The 18,808-nt window shown below is 36.4% G+C and carries 15 protein-coding genes; 3 read left to right on the top strand and 12 right to left on the bottom strand.

Going from position 1 to position 18,808, the window contains the following annotated elements; translation table 11 throughout:
* Positions 1–26: 26 nt before the first annotated feature.
* Entirely contained in the window at positions 27–680 is a 654-nt protein-coding gene (locus B0I22_RS04160) for a CoA transferase subunit B (RefSeq protein WP_133943393.1), read from the bottom strand.
* A 389-nt stretch (positions 681–1,069) separates the two neighbouring features.
* Between B0I22_RS04160 and B0I22_RS04155 the strand changes: the two genes are divergently transcribed.
* The 3 genes from B0I22_RS04155 to B0I22_RS04145 all read left to right on the top strand — a co-directional run bounded on the left by B0I22_RS04155 (position 1,070) and on the right by B0I22_RS04145 (position 4,814).
* Positions 1,070–2,857: an ABC transporter ATP-binding protein gene (locus B0I22_RS04155; protein WP_133943392.1), complete on the top strand. Its 1,788-nt coding sequence runs from the start codon at positions 1,070–1,072 to the stop codon at positions 2,855–2,857.
* 74 nt (positions 2,858–2,931) lie between these two features.
* Positions 2,932–3,759 carry an NACHT domain-containing protein gene (locus B0I22_RS04150; protein ID WP_133943391.1) on the top strand — a complete coding sequence of 276 codons (828 nt, stop codon included), beginning with the start codon at positions 2,932–2,934 and terminating at the stop codon, positions 3,757–3,759.
* Between the two features lie 14 nt (positions 3,760–3,773).
* Positions 3,774–4,814, top strand: coding sequence for a hypothetical protein (locus B0I22_RS04145; RefSeq protein ID WP_133943390.1), 1,041 nt, complete (start codon positions 3,774–3,776; stop codon positions 4,812–4,814).
* A gap of 91 nt (positions 4,815–4,905) precedes the next feature.
* Here B0I22_RS04145 and B0I22_RS04140 read toward each other — a convergent pair whose 3' ends face one another.
* The 11 genes from B0I22_RS04140 to B0I22_RS04090 all read right to left on the bottom strand — a co-directional run bounded on the left by B0I22_RS04140 (position 4,906) and on the right by B0I22_RS04090 (position 18,577).
* On the bottom strand, positions 4,906–5,604 hold the full coding sequence (locus tag B0I22_RS04140; RefSeq protein ID WP_133943389.1) for a CoA transferase subunit A: 699 nt from the start codon (positions 5,602–5,604) through the stop codon (positions 4,906–4,908).
* A gap of 81 nt (positions 5,605–5,685) precedes the next feature.
* Complete coding sequence (locus B0I22_RS04135) at positions 5,686–6,066, bottom strand: hypothetical protein (protein ID WP_133943388.1); 381 nt, start codon at positions 6,064–6,066, stop codon at positions 5,686–5,688.
* Positions 6,050–6,610 (bottom strand): LemA family protein, encoded by a 561-nt coding sequence (locus B0I22_RS04130; protein WP_133943387.1) that lies wholly within the window; start codon positions 6,608–6,610, stop codon positions 6,050–6,052. The genes B0I22_RS04135 and B0I22_RS04130 overlap by 17 nt, the downstream gene beginning before the upstream one ends.
* Before the next feature lie 23 nt (positions 6,611–6,633).
* Positions 6,634–7,860, bottom strand: a complete 1,227-nt coding sequence (locus tag B0I22_RS04125; RefSeq protein WP_133943386.1) for a hypothetical protein — start codon at positions 7,858–7,860, stop codon at positions 6,634–6,636.
* A 156-nt stretch (positions 7,861–8,016) separates the two neighbouring features.
* A complete protein-coding gene (locus tag B0I22_RS04120) occupies positions 8,017–8,823 on the bottom strand; it encodes a Cof-type HAD-IIB family hydrolase (RefSeq protein ID WP_133943385.1) in 807 nt (268 codons plus the stop codon).
* A 105-nt stretch (positions 8,824–8,928) separates the two neighbouring features.
* Positions 8,929–10,965: an alpha-glucuronidase gene (locus tag B0I22_RS04115; protein WP_133943384.1), complete on the bottom strand. Its 2,037-nt coding sequence runs from the start codon at positions 10,963–10,965 to the stop codon at positions 8,929–8,931.
* Positions 10,966–11,249: 284 nt separating this feature from the next.
* The gene (locus B0I22_RS04110; RefSeq protein ID WP_133943383.1) at positions 11,250–12,215 is read right to left on the bottom strand and encodes a glycoside hydrolase family 43 protein; all 966 of its coding nucleotides are present in this window, start codon (positions 12,213–12,215) and stop codon (positions 11,250–11,252) included.
* 41 nt (positions 12,216–12,256) lie between these two features.
* Positions 12,257–13,378 (bottom strand): endo-1,4-beta-xylanase, encoded by a 1,122-nt coding sequence (locus B0I22_RS04105; protein ID WP_133943382.1) that lies wholly within the window; start codon positions 13,376–13,378, stop codon positions 12,257–12,259.
* A 90-nt stretch (positions 13,379–13,468) separates the two neighbouring features.
* Positions 13,469–14,914: an MFS transporter gene (locus B0I22_RS04100; protein WP_166668173.1), complete on the bottom strand. Its 1,446-nt coding sequence runs from the start codon at positions 14,912–14,914 to the stop codon at positions 13,469–13,471.
* 27 nt (positions 14,915–14,941) lie between these two features.
* Positions 14,942–16,855, bottom strand: coding sequence for a sialate O-acetylesterase (locus tag B0I22_RS04095; protein WP_133943380.1), 1,914 nt, complete (start codon positions 16,853–16,855; stop codon positions 14,942–14,944).
* Between the two features lie 9 nt (positions 16,856–16,864).
* Positions 16,865–18,577 (bottom strand): GH35 family beta-galactosidase, encoded by a 1,713-nt coding sequence (locus B0I22_RS04090; protein ID WP_133943379.1) that lies wholly within the window; start codon positions 18,575–18,577, stop codon positions 16,865–16,867.
* Positions 18,578–18,808: the final 231 nt, after the last annotated feature.

Below are 18,808 nucleotides of genomic sequence, written 5' to 3'. Positions count from 1 at the left end.
TCTTTAATCTTTTAATCTTTTAATTATTAAAACTGCATCTCCGGAATCTCACCATCAATAATCAATTCCGCTTCTGTTGCTTTGATGATATCTTCCACAGAAATTCCTGGTGCTCTTTCCAGAAGTTTGAAACCTTTGTCGGTCACTTCCAAAACAGCTAATTCTGTCACTACTTTTTTGACACAATTGACACCTGTCAAGGGAAGCGTGCAATTCTTTAAAATCTTAGATTCACCAGCTTTGTTCACGTGCATCATTGCGACGATGATATTTTCTGCCGAGGCTACCAAATCCATTGCGCCACCCATTCCTTTTACCATTTTGCCCGGAATTTTCCAGTTGGCAATATCGCCATTTTCAGAAACTTCCATTGCGCCAAGGATGGTCAAATCCACTTTTTGACTTCTAATCATCCCAAAACTGAAAGCCGAATCAAAAAAAGAACCACCTGGCAGAATCGTGATGGTTTGTTTTCCAGCATTGATAAGGTCGGCATCTTCCTCGCCTTCGAACGGAAAAGGTCCCATTCCGAGAACGCCATTTTCACTTTGGAATTCTACGGAAAGATTGTCTGGGACGTAGTTTGCCACTAATGTGGGAATCCCGATTCCTAGGTTTACATAATAGCCGTCTTTGACTTCTCTGGAGATGCGCTGTGCGATTTGTTCTTTTGTAAGCATAGTGAAATGTTGTCCTGCAATTTATATAAAATTCTTGATTACATCACATTTTTTCAGAACATTTGCTTCTCAGTATGCGAAATTTAAACGCAAAGATTTATCAAAACTTTCATAATTGTAGTTAGCAATGAATTACCAATAAATTGATTTGATTAAGGGCAAAAATTGATTACTTTGAAATTTGAAAGAATTCTACCACAAGCTTCATCAATACAGATTTATCTGTCTTTGCAAGCTAAAATTTTCACATTTCAAATTAAATCTTTGCGCTTATTTTCTTTGTATAGTTAATCTATGTCTATATGGTTCCATCGATTTTATAGATTCGATTAATCCAAAATTATTTCTAAGTCAAGAGAAATTATATCAGTAATTTTGCACCAATTATTATGAAGACACTATTACATTATCTCAAACCACATAAATGGTTGCTTTTTACCTCACTTTTTTTAGCAACTATCAATCAGGTTTTTTCTTTGTTTGCGCCCGCTATCACAGGAAATATTCTCGACCAACTAGTCACACATCCCAACTTTTTCGATAAAGAAAAATTAATGCCTAGAAACCTGAATCAATTTCTTTATGGAAATGATGTTTTCCACGGTGCGTTTTATTTTCTTGGTTTATTGATTGGAACGGCGATGATAAGTCGTATTGCCAAAGCTTTTCAGGATTATGTCGTGAGCGTGATTACGCAGAAATTTGGAGCGAATATTTTTACAGATGGTTTGCAACATTCGATGGCGTTGCCTTATCAGGAATTTGAAGACCAAAGAAGTGGCGAAACTTTATCGATTTTGACCAAGGTAAGAGAAGATTCGGTGAAGTTTATTACCAATTTCATCAATATATTCTTTGGAATTTTGGTGAGTATTATTTTCGTTTCCGTTTATGCGATTCGTTTGCATTGGTCGATAATGCCTGTTTATGTGGTCGGAATCTTTCTCATTGCTTTTATCACGAATTTATTAAGTAAAAGAATTAAAAATATTCAGAAAACGATTGTGACTGAAACCACGAGTTTGGCTGGAAGTACAACGGAAAGTTTGAGAAATATCGAAATCGTAAAAAGTTTAGGCTTAACGAAACAGGAAGTTAAACGACTGAATAACAACACTTATAAAATTCTTGGACTTGAACTGAAGAAAGTCAAAAGCATCCGTTCATTAAGTTTCATCCAGGGAACGATGGTCAATTTTCTTCAGCAACTGATTACGCTGACGCTTTTATATTTGATTTTCAGAAATATTGTTACACCTGGACAATATTTGTCATTGATGTTCTACGGCTTCTTTATTTTCGGTCCGATGCAGGAAATTGGAAACATCATCATTTCTTATCGAGAAGCCGAAGCGTCCTTGAAAAACTTCGATAATCTAATGAAAAAGCCTGTCGAAGAAAAACCTTTGACCCCGAAACAAATTGGTGCGATTGAAGAACTGGAATTCAAACACGTTTCTTTCAAGCATCAGTCAGCGCAGTATAAAGCTTTGAACAATATTTCTTTTGATGTCAAAAATGGAGAAACGATTGCGTTTGTCGGGTCAAGTGGTTCCGGGAAAAGTACGTTGGTGAAACTTCTTGTTGGACTTTACCGAGCTCAGGAAGGGAATATTTTTTATAACGAAATCAACGGGAAAGAATTTGATTTTGATGAATTGAGAAATCAAATTGGTTTTGTGACCCAGGACACGCAACTTTTCGCAGGAACCATCCGAGAAAATCTTCTCTTCGTGAATCCAGACGCAACGGAAGCGGACATCCAAATGGCTTTGAAAAAATCAAGTTGCACAGGATTATTGGAACGCGCCGAAAAAGGAATAGAAACCGTGATTGGCGAAGGTGGATTGAAATTGAGTGGTGGCGAAAAACAAAGAATTGCCATTGCCAGAGCCTTATTGAGAAAACCACATCTATTGATTTTTGATGAAGCGACTTCTGCTTTGGACAGCATCACGGAAGAAGAAATCACAACGACCATCAAAGATATTTCTGAACAAAAAGAACAAATCACCGTTCTCATCGCCCACAGATTGAGCACCATAATGCACGCCGACAGAATCTACGTCTTGGAACGCGGACAAGTCATAGAAATGGGTTCTCACGAAAATCTGATTGCCGAAAAAGGTTTGTATTATGCGATGTGGAGACAGCAGATTGGGGAAAGGAAAATGTAGATACAATTTTGATTTCTATCTATAAAAATGTACATTTACTTGTAAAAATCATCATATAAATACAACCCAAAGGAATGGAAGAAAAAATACTCGAATCAATGGTTTCGGGCTTTACCAAAACATTAATTGAAGAATCAAAAAAAATACTTGACAATTTTGTTGGGGTTACTTCCGATGAAATAAAACAATACATCGGGAAAGATTTAAAGAATTATCTAAATAAACATCAAGAAAAATATTCTCACATTAAAACATTGCTAAGAGGAAACACTCCCGTTTTTTTATATGACATTTATTTTCCTGCAAAATTAATTGATGAAAATGGAGAGATAATTTCAACGGATTCCATTAGATTACTTACAAAAAAATATAAATATTTAACAATCATTGGTGATGCTGGGAGCGGAAAAAGTACTTTAGTAAAGCATTTATTTTTAAATACAATTTTAGAGAAAAATTCGATTCCAATATTAGTTGAACTCCGTTATCTTAATGATTTTGATTCTTCTTTTTCATTGGAAAGTTATATAAAAGAAATCTGCAATAGCAATAAGCTTCAGAGCAATGAGAATATATTAGAAAGATTTCTAGAAAATGGAAAATTTACTTTCTTTTTAGATGGCTTTGATGAGTTAGATCAAAAAACAAAGAAAAAAACAGTTAAACAATTAAATGATTTTATTGAAAAATACACGAAAAATTCATATATATTAACTTCCAGACCATATACAAATATCGAACATTTACCATTGTTTATAAATTTGGAGATGAAGGAATTGAGCCTTGAGAATGGCGAAATTAAGGGATTTGTCTACAAACAGTTAGGTAATGAAAAGGAGTTAGCCGAAAAAGCTGTAAAATCAATTGAACAAGGTGAAATTCAGTATATTCAAAGTTTTTAGTCAATCCATTACTATTGTCATTATATCTCCTAACATTTCAAAATTACGCTTCAATTCCTGACAAAAAATATATATTCTATCGCAGAGTTATAAATGCTTTATTCTCGGAACACGACAGTAAGACTAAGCTTGGTTTTGTTCGTGAAAAACAATGTGGTTTGGATCAAGAACAATTCGAAGAAATTTTAAAATCATTTAGTTTTCTATCATATTTTGAAAGTGAGTTCGTATTCGATTCTGATTATATAATGAAAAAACTTAAGATTATAAAATCAAAAAAAAGTATTGAATTTGACAACAATAGCTTTATTACAGATTTAAAATCAGCTATTTCACTTTGGGTTGATGATGATGGAGAAATATCTTTTTCACATAGATCATTACAAGAATATTTTACAGCTTTGTTTATTAGTGAACTTAAAGAGACCGAGAATAGGCGTGTTTACGAGAAAATAATTAACAAATTTGATACAAAACATAATCTTTTAATAAGAGAAATTGAAAATTTACTTTTATTATTAAAAGAAATTGACTTATACAACTACACTCAATATTTCCATTATAATTTACTATTAACGTTAAAAAAAGATTTCGAAAGTATTCCGCAAGATACAAATGAAAAAAAATTAGTTCGTTTTTTTATGGAAGGTTTTGTTAATCGAAGACTTATTTCAAAAAGTAATGATTCTATTAATATTTTTCCGATGAGAACAGCTTTATTAAGAAAGACAATTTATATACATATTCCATTTACTAAGAAATTAAATGAATATTTAATTCAAGAGTTAAAAGACAATAAAATATTTGATTATAAGATAGATAATTTTGTTAATTCCAAAACAAAAAGACAAACAGATGCTTCATTTAAATTAGTCACTTCACATTTAGAATTTACAGATGAACTATTCGATGAATTTTTTAATTTATTAGACCAAGATTTTATTTCGCAATTAACAAAAGAATTTGTCTTATTTCTAGACACAGAAATTTTAGAAACTGAAGAGTTTATTAAAGAAACTAAAACTAATGAAAAAGATTTAGTAGATTTAATTTAAGAATGCCAGATGTTAAAATTATATACTTTGTTGGAAATAAAAACTGAATCATATTTCTAATAAAAATGCGCTGACTAAATCAGCGCATTTTCTATTTCTTCCTCACAGTCCTCTGCTCTATCCTCTTCTCATAATTCTCGCCCTGGAAAATCCTTTGAACCATAATTCCGGGTATGTGAATTTCGTTCGGGTCCAATTGTCCGGGTTCTACCAACTCTTCCACTTCTGCAATCGTAATTTTTCCGGCGCCTGCCATTGGGAAATTAAAATTACGGGCTGAACCTTTGAAAATCAAATTTCCTGCGTGGTCACCTTTCCAGGCTTTTACGATGGAGAATTCTGCTTTGTAGGCGTGTTCCAAAATGTGTGGTTTCCCATCAAAATCTTTGACTTCTTTGCCTTCCGCCACTTCTGTCCCGAATCCTGCTGGCGTGTAAAATGCGGGAATTCCTGCTTGTGCTGACCTGCATTTTTCGGCAAGTGTTCCTTGTGGCGTGAGTTCTACTTCCAATTCTCCGGAAAGCATTTGACGCTCGAATTCTGCGTTTTCGCCAACGTAGGACGAAATCATTTTTTTGATTTGTTTTTTTTGTAATAATAATCCCAATCCGAAGTCGTCAACGCCAGCATTGTTGGAAATGCAGGTCAAATCCGTTACGTTTTTGTTGACCAATTCTGTGATGCAATTCTCAGGAATCCCGCAAAGTCCGAATCCGCCGAGCATAATCGTCATTCCGTTTTCTATATCTTTTACCGCTTCTTGGGCGTTTTTCACTCTTTTATCAATCATAAAATTGAGTTTTAAATCGTTCTGTTTGTTGGGTTATAAATATAAAAAAACCTTTAGAAATGTAAAGGCTTTTGTAACTTATTAATTAGTTTTAAGTTTTTTCAGCATATCTCTGTCAAATTGCTTCTGCAGACCTCTCGCATTTACAATTACAAAAGCCGTGATACAGAAATACATCGCGATGTAAATCAACAACATTTTCATCCCCTGAACGCCCATAAACATTAGTAAAATCTGAAATACAAAGCCCATAAGCCAACCGACCATCAAAATCACAATCACCGAAAATCCGAAAATTCCGATCGTCTCAGCTGGTTTGTAAATCCCCATTTTTTTGAAAAGCCAAAGCGGAATCGTGAGCAACAACAAGGCAAACGGATGAAACGCCGAAAACGCCACCAAAACGCCGGGTTCCGATTCTATGTATCTAAGAATATCTATGAAACTAAAAGGTAACGCCATCGTATTTTTTTTCTTGTTCAGATATTTGCAAAAGCTGTTTTTTCTTGTACAACATTATTTTCGCAAGGATGAGATTTGGAAATTCTTCGATTCCGATATTGTACATCGTGACACTTTCGTTGTAAAATTCCCTTCTGTCCGCGATTGCATCTTCAATGTGGGAAACACGGCTTTGAAGCGAAAGAAAACTTTGGCTCGTCTTGATGTCCGGATAGTTTTCTGCAACGGCGAAAATGGATTTCAGCTGGGTTTGCATTTGGTTGGAAAGTTCCACTTTTTCTTCTGCCGAAGTGGCGTTGAGATATTGCGTTCTCAAATCTGTCAATTTGGTCAGCAATGACTCTTCGAATCTCATCGATTCTTTTACGACTTTAACGAGATTAGGAATTTCGTCCGCTCTCTGTTTCAGTAAAACATCGATGTTTACGAAGGATTTGTCCACATTGTTGTTGAGCATCACAAGTCTATTGTAAATGGAAACGACGACGTTCAACAATCCTAAAACCACCAATCCGATGATGACGTAAGCTAAAATCTGTATCATAATTTTGTTTTTCTTTGGTTAATTTATTCTGGTGCTTCTACGGCTTTTGCGCCGTCCGCTTCATCATATATATTTTCGACCGGTTCTGGTTTCTCGTAACTGTCATAAACATTATCATAAAAATCATCCACCGAATTCACCGGTTTTGAACTTTGAAATGGCAAATCGAATCTGATTTTACCAATTTCAATTCCATTATTCCCGAGTCTAACAGACGTTAAAAAAATCAACGCCATTAGAATTACCCAAAAATAAATGAAATATCCTGCAGACTGGATAATCGGACGCATTGTGTTGTAATTCTCAACGCTTTCAACTGGCGAAATTCCGAAGACATCTTTCACTTCTTCTTTCACGAAAACTGCTTCGTTATTTTCCTTCACGCCAGCTTTTCCAATCATCAAAACTTCCATATCTTCCTTAAGCAAATACTGTGTGTAGCGCTTCATCGAAGATTGGTATTGCTCATCAATTTCAAAATCAATGAACTCGATATTATCTGTCACAACTTTGATTTGCCCCGTAGAATCCTGCAAATAGAAAGTTTTGCAAATGGTTTCGGAAGATTCCAATGAGTAAGAATCTTTCCCGTCTTTGTCCGTAGAAACTTTTTCTATCGTATGAAGAAAGCCGATGCATTGTTTGCTTCCAATCCTCGAAACCATTGGCTCGATGGTTTTAACTTTCCCGGAAATCTCTGCCAAACCCATCGCTACCGATCTGATATTGGCGGTTGGCAAAGTGCGTTGGTATTTGTAAAATCTCTTTTTGTTATTCGGTTTTAATGAGCCTAAAAATGGAACAATGATGAAGACAATGATGATAAAATACGGAACGCCCAAACTGAAAACGAATCCAATGATTAATAATCCTGAAAGCGTCATCACAATCTTTTTCCACAGTGGAAGCGGTTTTTCGCCCGTTCTTTTTCGGCGTGCATCTTCTTCTTTGGAGTTTTGCCAACCACTTCTAATGGCTGAATAAATCATCCCGACAATTCCCAAAACAAAAACCGATAAGAACAAAACAATGGCAACCAGCGCAGGAAGTTTGTTATCGTAAAATGAACTTAATCCAATCAATGCTGGATTGAGAATGAAGAAAAGCCATTTGGGTTTCAAATCGATTTCGTAAAGTCCGATGAGAATAAAGGTGTGAAAAATGGCTACGAAAGCACTCATCACCATTAGCATAATCAGAAGCCCGTTGTCAATCGCCAAATTATTGTAAAATTCTAAAAAATCATTCATAGGCAAATAGAAAAATTTCCAGTTGGTTTTACTAATTTAGTCAAAAAGATGGATTAGAACTTCATATTAAGATCAGAAAAGTTTTAAATTAATATTAATAAAAAAGACAAAACATTAAAATGCTTTGTCTTTCTGTATTTTTAAAATTAATTTCGTCTAATTTTCAATGCTATCCAAATAGCCTGAAATGGTTTTCAGAACACCAAAATCATCGTTGGAAGTTGCTTCGTAATTGGCGGCTTCTTTTACGGCTGGATGCGCATTTTGCATCGCATAAGAATATTTGGAATTCTTCAGCATTTGGATGTCATTCATATAATCACCAAAAGACATCGTCTGCGTTGGCGAGATGTTCAGTAGATTTTGCAGAATCTCTACCGCCTTGCCTTTGTTGATATTCTTATTCATAATATCCACCCAATATTTACCGGAAACGACAACTTCCAAATTATACTTCTCAAATTCTTTCAAGAATGGATAAAGATATTTTTCAGAATCTTCGGGATGATAGATGGCAATTTTAAAAGCATCATCGTCCACTTCCAAAGTCAAGTCATCCACTTTTTGATTTTCTGTATAATATCTGGTGAAATAATCTACAAAAGCCTTGTCATCACTATCATAATAAGCTTTTTTCTTGGCAGACAACACAGGTCTGGCACCAGGAATTTCTCTTGTTTTTTTGATGATATCTATCACAAATTCCTGTTCCAGTTTATCCGCAAAAAGCTCCTTATTTTTATAAATCACATATCCGCCATTCTCTGCAATGAAGCCAATCTCGTCTTCTATGGTTTTAAAATATTGAGTAATTCCGGGCATTTGACGTCCGCTGGCAGGCACAAAAAGAATATTTCTCTTTTTCAATTCTTCATAGATGGCTGGAAAATCTGGGCTCACTTCATAATCTGAGTTCAGAAAAGTCCCGTCCATATCCGTCACAATCAATTTAATATCTTTCATAATGCTAATTTACAACAATGATTTTTGATGGTTTGTACATTAAACTAAAGCTGCAAAGTTAAACATTTAACCTACAATGACTTTTTGATTGGCATTAATCAAACATTAATTATGATGTCCCATATTCAATTTGATTTTCTTCAAATCTTCTAGTTCGTGAACTGGTCTTTCAATGTCGTATGGAATCGGTTGCTTAGAAAATTGTTGAAAATATAGCAAACAAGCATCCTTCCACCAAACCGCATCTTTTGTCTGAATTTTCAATCTTGATTGAACGTGGGCAAATCTTTCCGAATCCACATAAGTTTGCATTTTGTCCCAGGTTTTTTGATATTCTCTAACATTCTTGACACCTGAGTCATATTTGTAAGCCAACTCTTCCCACAACATTTTTCCATCTTTCATTTTGTAATCCCAAGGCACGTGATGAAACCAAAGAATGAGATTTTCCGGCGTTGTTTTGATGTTTCCATACAATTCATCCAATGGTGGAAAATATTGAGAAACGGCATTGCTACCAGATTTTGTTCTATCGAAACCAATGCCTTTTTCATTAGCTTGGTGATAATAAACCGGCGACCAATCTGGCCTTCCGCCTTTGTAATCGCCCCAAGGTTCTGGCCCGTAATGATGTCCCGATGCAAAAATGTGATGAAGTCCCAAAGGCATCATATAATCTACAACAGATTCTCTGGAAGTCAGCATTATGTCCTTCACGGGTTTTACAAAATCCTGATTATCTGTAAACGTCATCTTGATCCACTCATCGGCAATCTGTTCTGATGACAAACTGTGATTCCAAGCCAATCTTCCGAATGCGTACCAGTTGGCTTGTGCAAAGTGATGACCGGTCCAGTTTTTATCTTCGCCAATATTGGCTACTGCAGAAATTGCCGTGAATTTGTTTTTTCTAAGCGTTCCATCCGTCAGTTTTGCAATCGTAGAACCTTTGCCATCCGAATAAGTATCGCTGTCCAAAACCTCTTTGAAAAGCGGAGCCAGAAAAGCCAAATGATTGGAAAATCCAAGATATTCCTGAGTGATTTGAAATTCTACCATTTCTGGTGTTTTTTTCAAAGCGCCAAATAATGGATTGAAAGCTTCTCTCGGTTGGAAATCTATCGGTCCATTTTTGATTTGAACAATCACATTATCCCGAAATTTCCCATCCAACGGAACAAATTCCAAATACGCTTGTTTTGCACGATCTTCCTTGCTCGGACTGTAAACGAATGCGCGCCACATAATATTTCCACCATAAGGTTTCAGCGCATCTGCCATCATATTTGCGCCGTCTGCGTGGGTTCTTCCGTAATCTTGCGGACCTGGCTGACCTTCCGAATTCGCTTTTACCAAAAATCCGCCGAAATCTGGAATGGTTTGGTAAATTTCGCTCGCTTTGTCTTTCCACCATTTCTGAACATTTTTGTTTAATGGGTCTGAATTTTCCAATCCAGATAATACTTTTGGTGACGCAAAATTGACGGACAAATAAACTTTAATTCCATAAGGTCTGAAAATATCAGCCAAAACTTTCACCTTATCAAGATAATCTTTTCTGAGGATATTCGGAGACGCATTCACATTATTCAAAACCACAGAATTGATTCCGATTGAGGCGTTGGCTCTTGCATATTCTTTGTAACGGGGCGAAATTTTATTAGGCAAATCTTCCCATTTCCAAAGCGAATATCCGGCATAACCACGCTCAATCGTTCCGTCCAGATTATCCCAATGATTCAGAATTCTGACATCATAAGAAGGTTTTTCTGTGATGTTCAAGTTGTTGATATTGGATTTGGTTTGTTGAAGTCTCAAAATGTGATAAACGCCATAAAGTAAACCGATTTCTTTGCTAGATGAAATGGTGATTTTGTCTGATGACGATTTGATTGTGTAACCATCTTTCTGGTTCTTCAAAGCTTTATCTGTCCTTAATTCCACTGTTTGTCCTTGCCAGAAATTGGTTAATTCATTTTTAGCAATTTCGATGGTTGGATTGTTGCCTTTAGAAATAATTTTATCAGCAGAAATTCCGTTTTTTACATTTGGGAATCGAAGCCATAATTGACTTCCATCTTCCGCAAACATTGAGAATGGAATTAATAAAAATATTAGAACGTAAGCTTTGAAATTTTGCATTTGAAAAGGTTTTATCCAGAGGTTTTTTGCCTGCGATTATTATTGAACCCTTTCGGGTTCTGTGGTTTGTTTCATTCTGTGTTCCATAGGTTTCACCTACGGCTATTGTTGTTGAACCCTTTCGGGTTCTGTGGTTTGTTTCATTCTGTTTTCCATAGGTTTCACCTACGGTTATTCATATTGAACCCTTTCGGGTTCTGTGGTTTTGTCTCATTCCGTTTTCCGTAGGTTGCACCTGCGGCTATTCATATTGAACCCTTCGAGTTCTTTGGAAATGATTTAATTTAATCTAGACCTTCGATGGTTTTGAAAGTTCCGTCTTCGTTATATTCTAATTCTACGACTTTCATACTTCTGAGCCACGTTTTACCTTCACTTGGAACTGAATCGTGGAAGAACAGATACCATTTGCCTTTGAATTCTGCGATGCTGTGATGGGTTGTCCAACCAACAACTGGTGTCAAAATCACACCTTCGTAAGTAAATGGTCCATAAGGATTATCGCCAATCGCATAACACAAAAGATGAGAATCTCCGGTAGAATATGAGAAATAATATTTGTCGTTATACTTATGCATCCAAGACGCTTCGAAGAATCTGTGCGGATTACCGTGCAATAATTCGTCGCCGTTTTTATCTAAAATCAGTAAGTCTTTTGGTTCTTCGGCAAACTCCAACATATCATCACTTAAAAGAGCTACTTTTGACGGAATTGCTGGTTCATCATCATTTGGCAAGATGGCAGATTCCAAAGCTTTGTTATTTCTGTAACGCTGTAATTGTCCGCCCCAGATTCCTCCGAAATACATATAATGTTTCCCATTATCCTCAAAAATACACGGGTCGATGCTGTAGCTTCCCAACATCGGATGTTTCTCAGGAACGAAAGGTCCAGAAGGTTTATCACTAATCGCAACACCAATTCTGAAAATATCATTCTTATCTTTCAAAGGATAATACATATAATATCTGCCGTCTTTGTGCGCTACATCGCAATCCCACAACTGTCGGCCAGCCCAAGGAATATCTTTTACAGACAGTACAACACCGTGATCCGTAACTTCCCCATTTTCTACATCATCCAAAGAGAAAACGTGATAATCATTCATATCGAAGTGATCGCCATTGTCGTTCTCCTCTATTCCACTTTCTCTGTCGTGGGACGGATAAATATAGATTTTACCTTCGAAAACGTGGACGGATGGATCTGCCATATAATCTTTTGGGAAAAGGTATTTTGCTTTGTTCATTTTATTGAGATGTTAGATTTTAGAAATTAGGTATTAGAGTTTTATTTTTTCTCAGCTAGTTTGATGATTTTTTCGACGATGGGTTTTGCTTCACATTTTCGGTCAAAAAACAAGGCGTAATCCGTGCGTCCTTTCACAGGAAAATCGTTTTTCCAAGACTGAGAATCTGTCAAGCCCCAAAAAGTAACTCTGCGGATTTTATCTTTGTGTTTCAGAAATAATTTGAAGAAATCCATATATCGGTTTTCCCATTTTTCCTCTACATCTTTGGGAAGTCCATTCACGTATGGATTCATTTTTTCGTCATACTCCACTTTGTCCGCAACGTTTGCAGAAGTTCCCCAAGGTGAAGGGAGAACGCTAAGATCCAACTCTGTAATATTGACTTTCACGCCAGCTTGTGCATATTTTACGATTGCCTTTTCATATTCTGCCAGAGTTGGGCTTGTCATATCCACGTGAGCTTGCATTCCTACGCCGTCAATTCGGATTCCGCGGGATTTCATATTTTTCACCATTTTGACAACGGTTTCAATTTTTCCAAGATGCCATTCATTATAATCGTTATAATAAAGTTCTGCTTTTGGATCTGCTTCCTGAGCATATTTGAAAGCCAAAGGGATGAACTCTTCGCCAAGGATTTCATAAAATTTAGATTTTCTGTAAGAACCATCTTCCATAATGGCTTCGTTCACCACATCCCAGCCTTTCACTTTGCCTTTGTATCTTGTAACAACGGTATGAATGTGATTTTTCATTCTCTGTTTCAAAACTTCCGGAGAAACATCTTTTCCATTTTTATCAATGAAAAACCAATCCGGCAATTGGGAATGCCAAATCAAAGTGTGTCCAATTGTGAACATTTTATTTTTCTCTCCTAATGCTACAAATTTATCCGCATCTTCAAAGAAAAACTGACCTTCTTGAGGTTGCAAAAACATAGACTTCATACAGTTTTCTGCAACAATGGAATTGAATTGATTTGCTACAATTTTTGATTCTTGTTTATCAGATTCATAAATTTGAGAAAGTCCTAAAGCTGTACCTATGAAAAAATCATTTTGGTACGCAGATTTTAACGTTGCTGACTTTTCCTGCTGTCCAAAAACGCTGTTGGAAATAGCCAGAGTTGCTATGCTGAGAGAGATTATTACTTGTTTCATACGTCGATTTTATTGTTTTAGATGGTCGTATGTTATCGCTCAATTTTCAATGACGTTTCTATTTGAAAATAGTGGCGATTTCATATTCAATTATTTTTTTCTTCTTTCTGCTAAATCTTGCTCGATTTGTATTTCTGTTTTTTTATCAATCTTATAAAAGAAAAGCAATCCACAAGCGGTGAAAAATGTAATCGCTGGGAAAATACTCACGAGCATTTTTGCGCCCGTCGCCACCGTTTCTGGTTGGATGATATTTTCCGCTCCTTCCGAAGAAATATAGCCGTATTGACCAATGATGAATGCTACTAATGAACTTCCAATGCTCAATCCTACTTTCAGCCCAACCATCATTGCGGAGAAGATGATTGCTGTTGCTCTTCGGTTATTTTTCCATTCAGAATAATCGGCAACATCGGCAATCATTGCCCACAAAAGTGGCGTTCCGATGCCGTAAAAGAAACCGTGCAGAATCTGAGAAGTGAACATCAATCCAACTGATTTTGATGGAAAGAAAAGGAACAAAAAGACAAATACAGTTGCGATAAATAATGACACCATAAAAACGTCACGTTTACCGAATCTATCTGCTAATTTCTTCGAGAAAACAATCCCAATAATCATCATAATAATGCCACCAGCATTGAACAATCCGAAGCCAGCTGATTTTGGATCTTCACCAAAGAAATTCATTCCAATCGAACTGAAAAATCCTGTAATTGGAGAAATAAAATTTGCCAACGCCGTTTCATCAACATAATTATTAAAATAATAAACGTAAGATCCGCCTTTCATTGCTAATGTAATGAAAATCAAAGTTGTAACACACAATGTGATCACCCAAGGTTTATTTTGAAACAAATCTTTTAAATCAGCTTTCAAACTGGATTCCTGCTCTGGTTTTGGAATTACGCGTTCTTTTGTTGTGAAAAATGTTATTAACAACATTACAGAACCAATGATTGCCAACCAAGTCATTACGCTTTCAATTCCGACAGCTTTGTCACCATTTCCGACTGATAAAATAATCGGCAACATAAAAACCTGAACGAAAAACTGAGCAAACATCACGGCTACAAATCGATAAGATGAAATACTATTTCTTTCGCCCATATCGCCCGTAATCACGCCACTCAAGGCAGAATAAGGTAAATTATTAGCAGAATAAAGCAACAATAATAAAGTGTAAGTTGCGGCCGCATAAATCATTTTTCCTTTGTAAGAAAAATCTGGCGTGCTGAAAGCCAATAGCGCGGTAACACCCAAGGGAATTGCTGTAAACAAAATCCAAGGACGGAATTTCCCCCACTTGGTTCTAGTACGGTCTGCCAACGCGCCAACGATTGGATTGAATCCAAATCCCGCAATCAAACCAACCACAAGTGTGATGATAGAGGCATCTTCTGGTTTCAAGCCGTAGATGTCTGTGTAGAAATAGGCGAGATATGTCACCAAAGTCTGGAAAACCAGATTCGCAGCTAAATCGCCAAGACTGTAGCCTACTTTTTCTACAACTGATATTTTTTGAGTGTTGTTCATTATTTATAATTGATATTTGATAAATGATTATTCTGTGGTGAATGGCGAAGCTGGAAGTTGATTTTTATTGATGAGATTTCCGTCTGGGTTGTCTGCCCAATCGTATCTCACGGCTGTTGGGTTGCTAATTTCGTCATTCCAAACTACGATTTTATTTTGCTCAATTTTCGCTTTTGCCCATTTATAATTTCCTGTTTTATCTTTGATTGCAAAGCCTTTTAAATCTGAAACTTGTGCAAAATCATCAGTTCCTTTTTTGAAAGAAAGAATGATTTTGTTTCCATCAATTTTCATCGATTCGTAAATTGGTCCGTCTGCAACTATATTTTTATTTTCAATTTTAAAAGCTTGAAGCGCCAATCTCTCGCCGACAGATTTTTTGTTCAATGGATGGATGTCATTCCATTCGCCAAGATCTATCGCTACAGCCAATCCAGTGTTTGGAACATTCGAAACCACTTTTCTTTGCTGATTGCGCAATTCTGCCCAATTACTTTCTACGGGTTCAGATTTTTTATCCATAAAATTAGCCAACTGAACAATTAGAAAAGGCAAATCTTTTTGATTCCATTTCGCACGCCAATCCAAAATCATTGTGGATAGCAATTCGCTGTATTCTTCAGGTTTTTTGGTATTGCTTTCGCCTTGATACCAAAGAAAACCTTTGATTTGATAATTGATTATTGGATGAATCATCGCGTTGTAAAGTCCAGTCGATTTCCAGCGGATGAAAGTTTGTCCGGGCGCCATTTTTTCCATCTTTGCGCCAACTCTATATTTCCATTCGTCTTCCAAAGAAATTTTCTCATTATCGATTTCCAAATAATAAGGTTTATCTGCAATAAACTCCCCTTTTCCACTTCCGTTGATGACTCTGACAGCAATGATATTTTTGCCTTCCTTCAGAATCCCAGCCGGAATATCGTACCAGCGTGGCGGATATTCGTACGTTACGTTTCCTACTTTTTTTCCATTGATGTAAGTCACATCCGCATCTTTGATTCTTCCGAGATTCAGAAAAGCTGGTTTTCCGACTTGGTTTTTTGTGATATTAATTTCTTTTCTCAACCAAACTGATCCTTCAAATTGACCTTCCAAATCCTCCCAAGAACCAGGGACTTTCATCGTTTTCCAATCGGAATCATTCAAATCGAAATTTTCCCAATGTTGGTTGTAACCAATATCACTTTGATCCAATTCTTCGTACCAAGCTTTGCTGAGCGCTTGTTCGGATGATTCTGTGGTTTTAATTAAATCATCATTTTGCCAATATTTAGCTTCGTCTTGATACTCTGGGAATTTTTTCAAAGAATTAAAATCCATCCAAGCCTGAACCGGAGAACCACCCAAACTTGCATTGATGATGCCAACCGGAACTTTATTTTTTTCATAAAGTGATTTAGCAAAAAAGTAAGCAACACCAGAAAAATTGTTGATGGTTTCAGGATTCGTTGCTTCCCATTTTCCACTTTCCAAATCCTCACGTTGCGTTTTGAAATCATATTTCTGTGGAACTGTGAAAAATCTGATATTTGGATTGTTGGCAGTTTTTATTTCATTTTCATAAAGTGGTTTCAGCCTTCGCATCGGCAATTCCATATTGGATTGTCCCGAAGCCAGCCAAACATCGCCAACGTAAATTTCATTTAAACTAATTTCATTAATGCTCATTTTGTAAGGTCCGCCCGCGTTGGACAATTTCAAATTGATTTTCCAATCGCCATTTTCATCAGCAATCGTTGCATATTTTTTATTTAAAAACTCAACATTAATTTTTTCTTTCGTATCCGCTTTTCCCCAGATTTTAACCGTTTGATTTCTCTGAAGAACCATCCCATCGGAAACCAAAGCCGGCAATTTCACTTTTGCACCCAAGTTTGTCATCAAACAAATGGCACAAAAAAGAATGCTGATTTTTTTATAAATAATGAAATTTTTCATCAATCTAAATTATTGATATTCATAAAGTTTTACGTGCAAAATCTGAAAATCATCCACACCAATTCTCACATGTCTTCCCTGATGCGTTTGGTCGCCATTCAGTCTTCTGATATATTTGAAACTTCCGTCTTCATTGATATCAATTTCATCTACAGTTCCAATCCCAGCACGCTTTCCGCCATTCCATTGGTTTTGCTTCTGATCTTTACCACCTTGTGCCACGAAACCATCTTCGCCCAAGTCTTTTGCAAGAATTTCTTTTTTCTCATTTTCCTTTTCAAACTCAAGCACGATTCCACTTCCAGCGATCAGATATTCATCTTTTGCCAATCTTAGAATCAGTCCGCCGCCTTCTGGCCAAACGCTGCCATCTTTAGCTCTTGCATCCCACGGAAGTGAGAAATAATGTCTTGCGGTAATTTTCAGATCATCATAATTAATGATTCTTTCGATATTTTTTTGGTCAAACAAAAGCCCTTTGGACAAACCTTGACCTTGATGCTTTGCAAGAATTGGCGTCAGCTGTTTCAATTTGGAATAGGCGTTTGCTAATCTTTTGCTTCCTGCTTCAGAATTATTTTCGATGGAAAAAGGACTGTAGCCAATCGCATCGTGCTCGCCAAAAGAATAGAATGCCTGAACACCGTTGTTACCCGTCATTTTCACTTCCGGAACAAAAAGCGGATTGTTGTGAAGTCTGTATTTTGTAACCCAATTGGCGTAATCGCCGTCATATAAATCTGGTGAAAGAAAATCGATTGTTGGCGCTGCAGAATGCCACATATCAATAAGATGAGCCAATGGTCCTCCCGCAGGATACTGTCCTGGAAGTCGGTTTCGGCTGTTCATCGCCGCATTCACAAAAAGCGGAATATCGTGCAGAGAACGTGAAGTTTTGGCTAATTTCTCAACATACAAAGCGTAAGAATAAGCCGTGAACAATTCGTCTGTAAACAAATCTGCTCCGAAGATTTCTTGCCAATTCCCTTTGGTTTTGAACCCTTGTCTCCCCCATTTTTCGGAAAGTGAAGGATGGAGGTCTTTTTTATTTTTCACAAGAAACTTCATCAGAGATTCCGGAACCTGTGTGCTGAATGCTGCATTGGCCGCTTTGGAATAATCTCTAGCATCTTCCAGCATTCCGATTTCGTTCTCGATTTGAATCATTACGACTGTATTTTCAGTTTTATCTACAGCGGCAATATGTTTTACCAATTGCGAGTAAGCTTTGTGATCGGCCTCAAAAACCTGATCCGAAAAAGAACTTGCAATCTCCAAAGGTTTCCCTGCTTTGGTGTAAGCTCTTGGATATTTTTTGTAATCTTTTTTGAACCAAAGTGGCGCATAGCAACTCATCGAGTTTTTCCACGCTCCGAACCATAGAAAAACAATTTTCAGGTTGTTTTTTCTCGCCTGGTCTATGGCTTTGTCTATAATTTTAAAATCAAATTTCCCTTCTTCCGGCTCTATCAAATCCCAAGATGCAGGAACCAAAACTGTATTGAGTTCCATTTTCTGAAGTTTTGGAAATTCTCTTTCGATATCCTGAAACGATGATGCAGAGGAATTTCCCAACTCACCACCTAAAACCAAAAACGGTTTCTGATTCACAATCAACTGTGTGGCAGTTCCTTTCTTCTGCAAATGAGGTAAAGTCTTCTGCGCAGAAACGGCAGCTGACAGTGTAAAACATCCAAGTGCAAGTATTTTGTAAAGTCTCATATAGAAATCTTTTATTTAAAATTAATTAGCTAGAAAAGTTTAATATCAATACTAATATTTCAATGATTCGAATCAATCGGTATCAAATCCAATTGTGTTTGGAAAAATTGGTTTCGAATCAACATTTTTAAAAATAGCAGAAAGATTCTAACTGACAAACCAATTTGAGAAAATGCAGTTGGAATCAATCTTTTCCTAGGTTTCAAAGTCTAAAAATATTGAAAAAAATCG

The organism is Epilithonimonas xixisoli, from assembly GCF_004365655.1.
Taxonomy (GTDB): Bacteria; Bacteroidota; Bacteroidia; order Flavobacteriales; family Weeksellaceae; genus Epilithonimonas; species Epilithonimonas xixisoli.
Note: the sequence above shows the minus strand (reverse complement) of the source record. Positions and strands in the feature narration are given on the sequence as shown.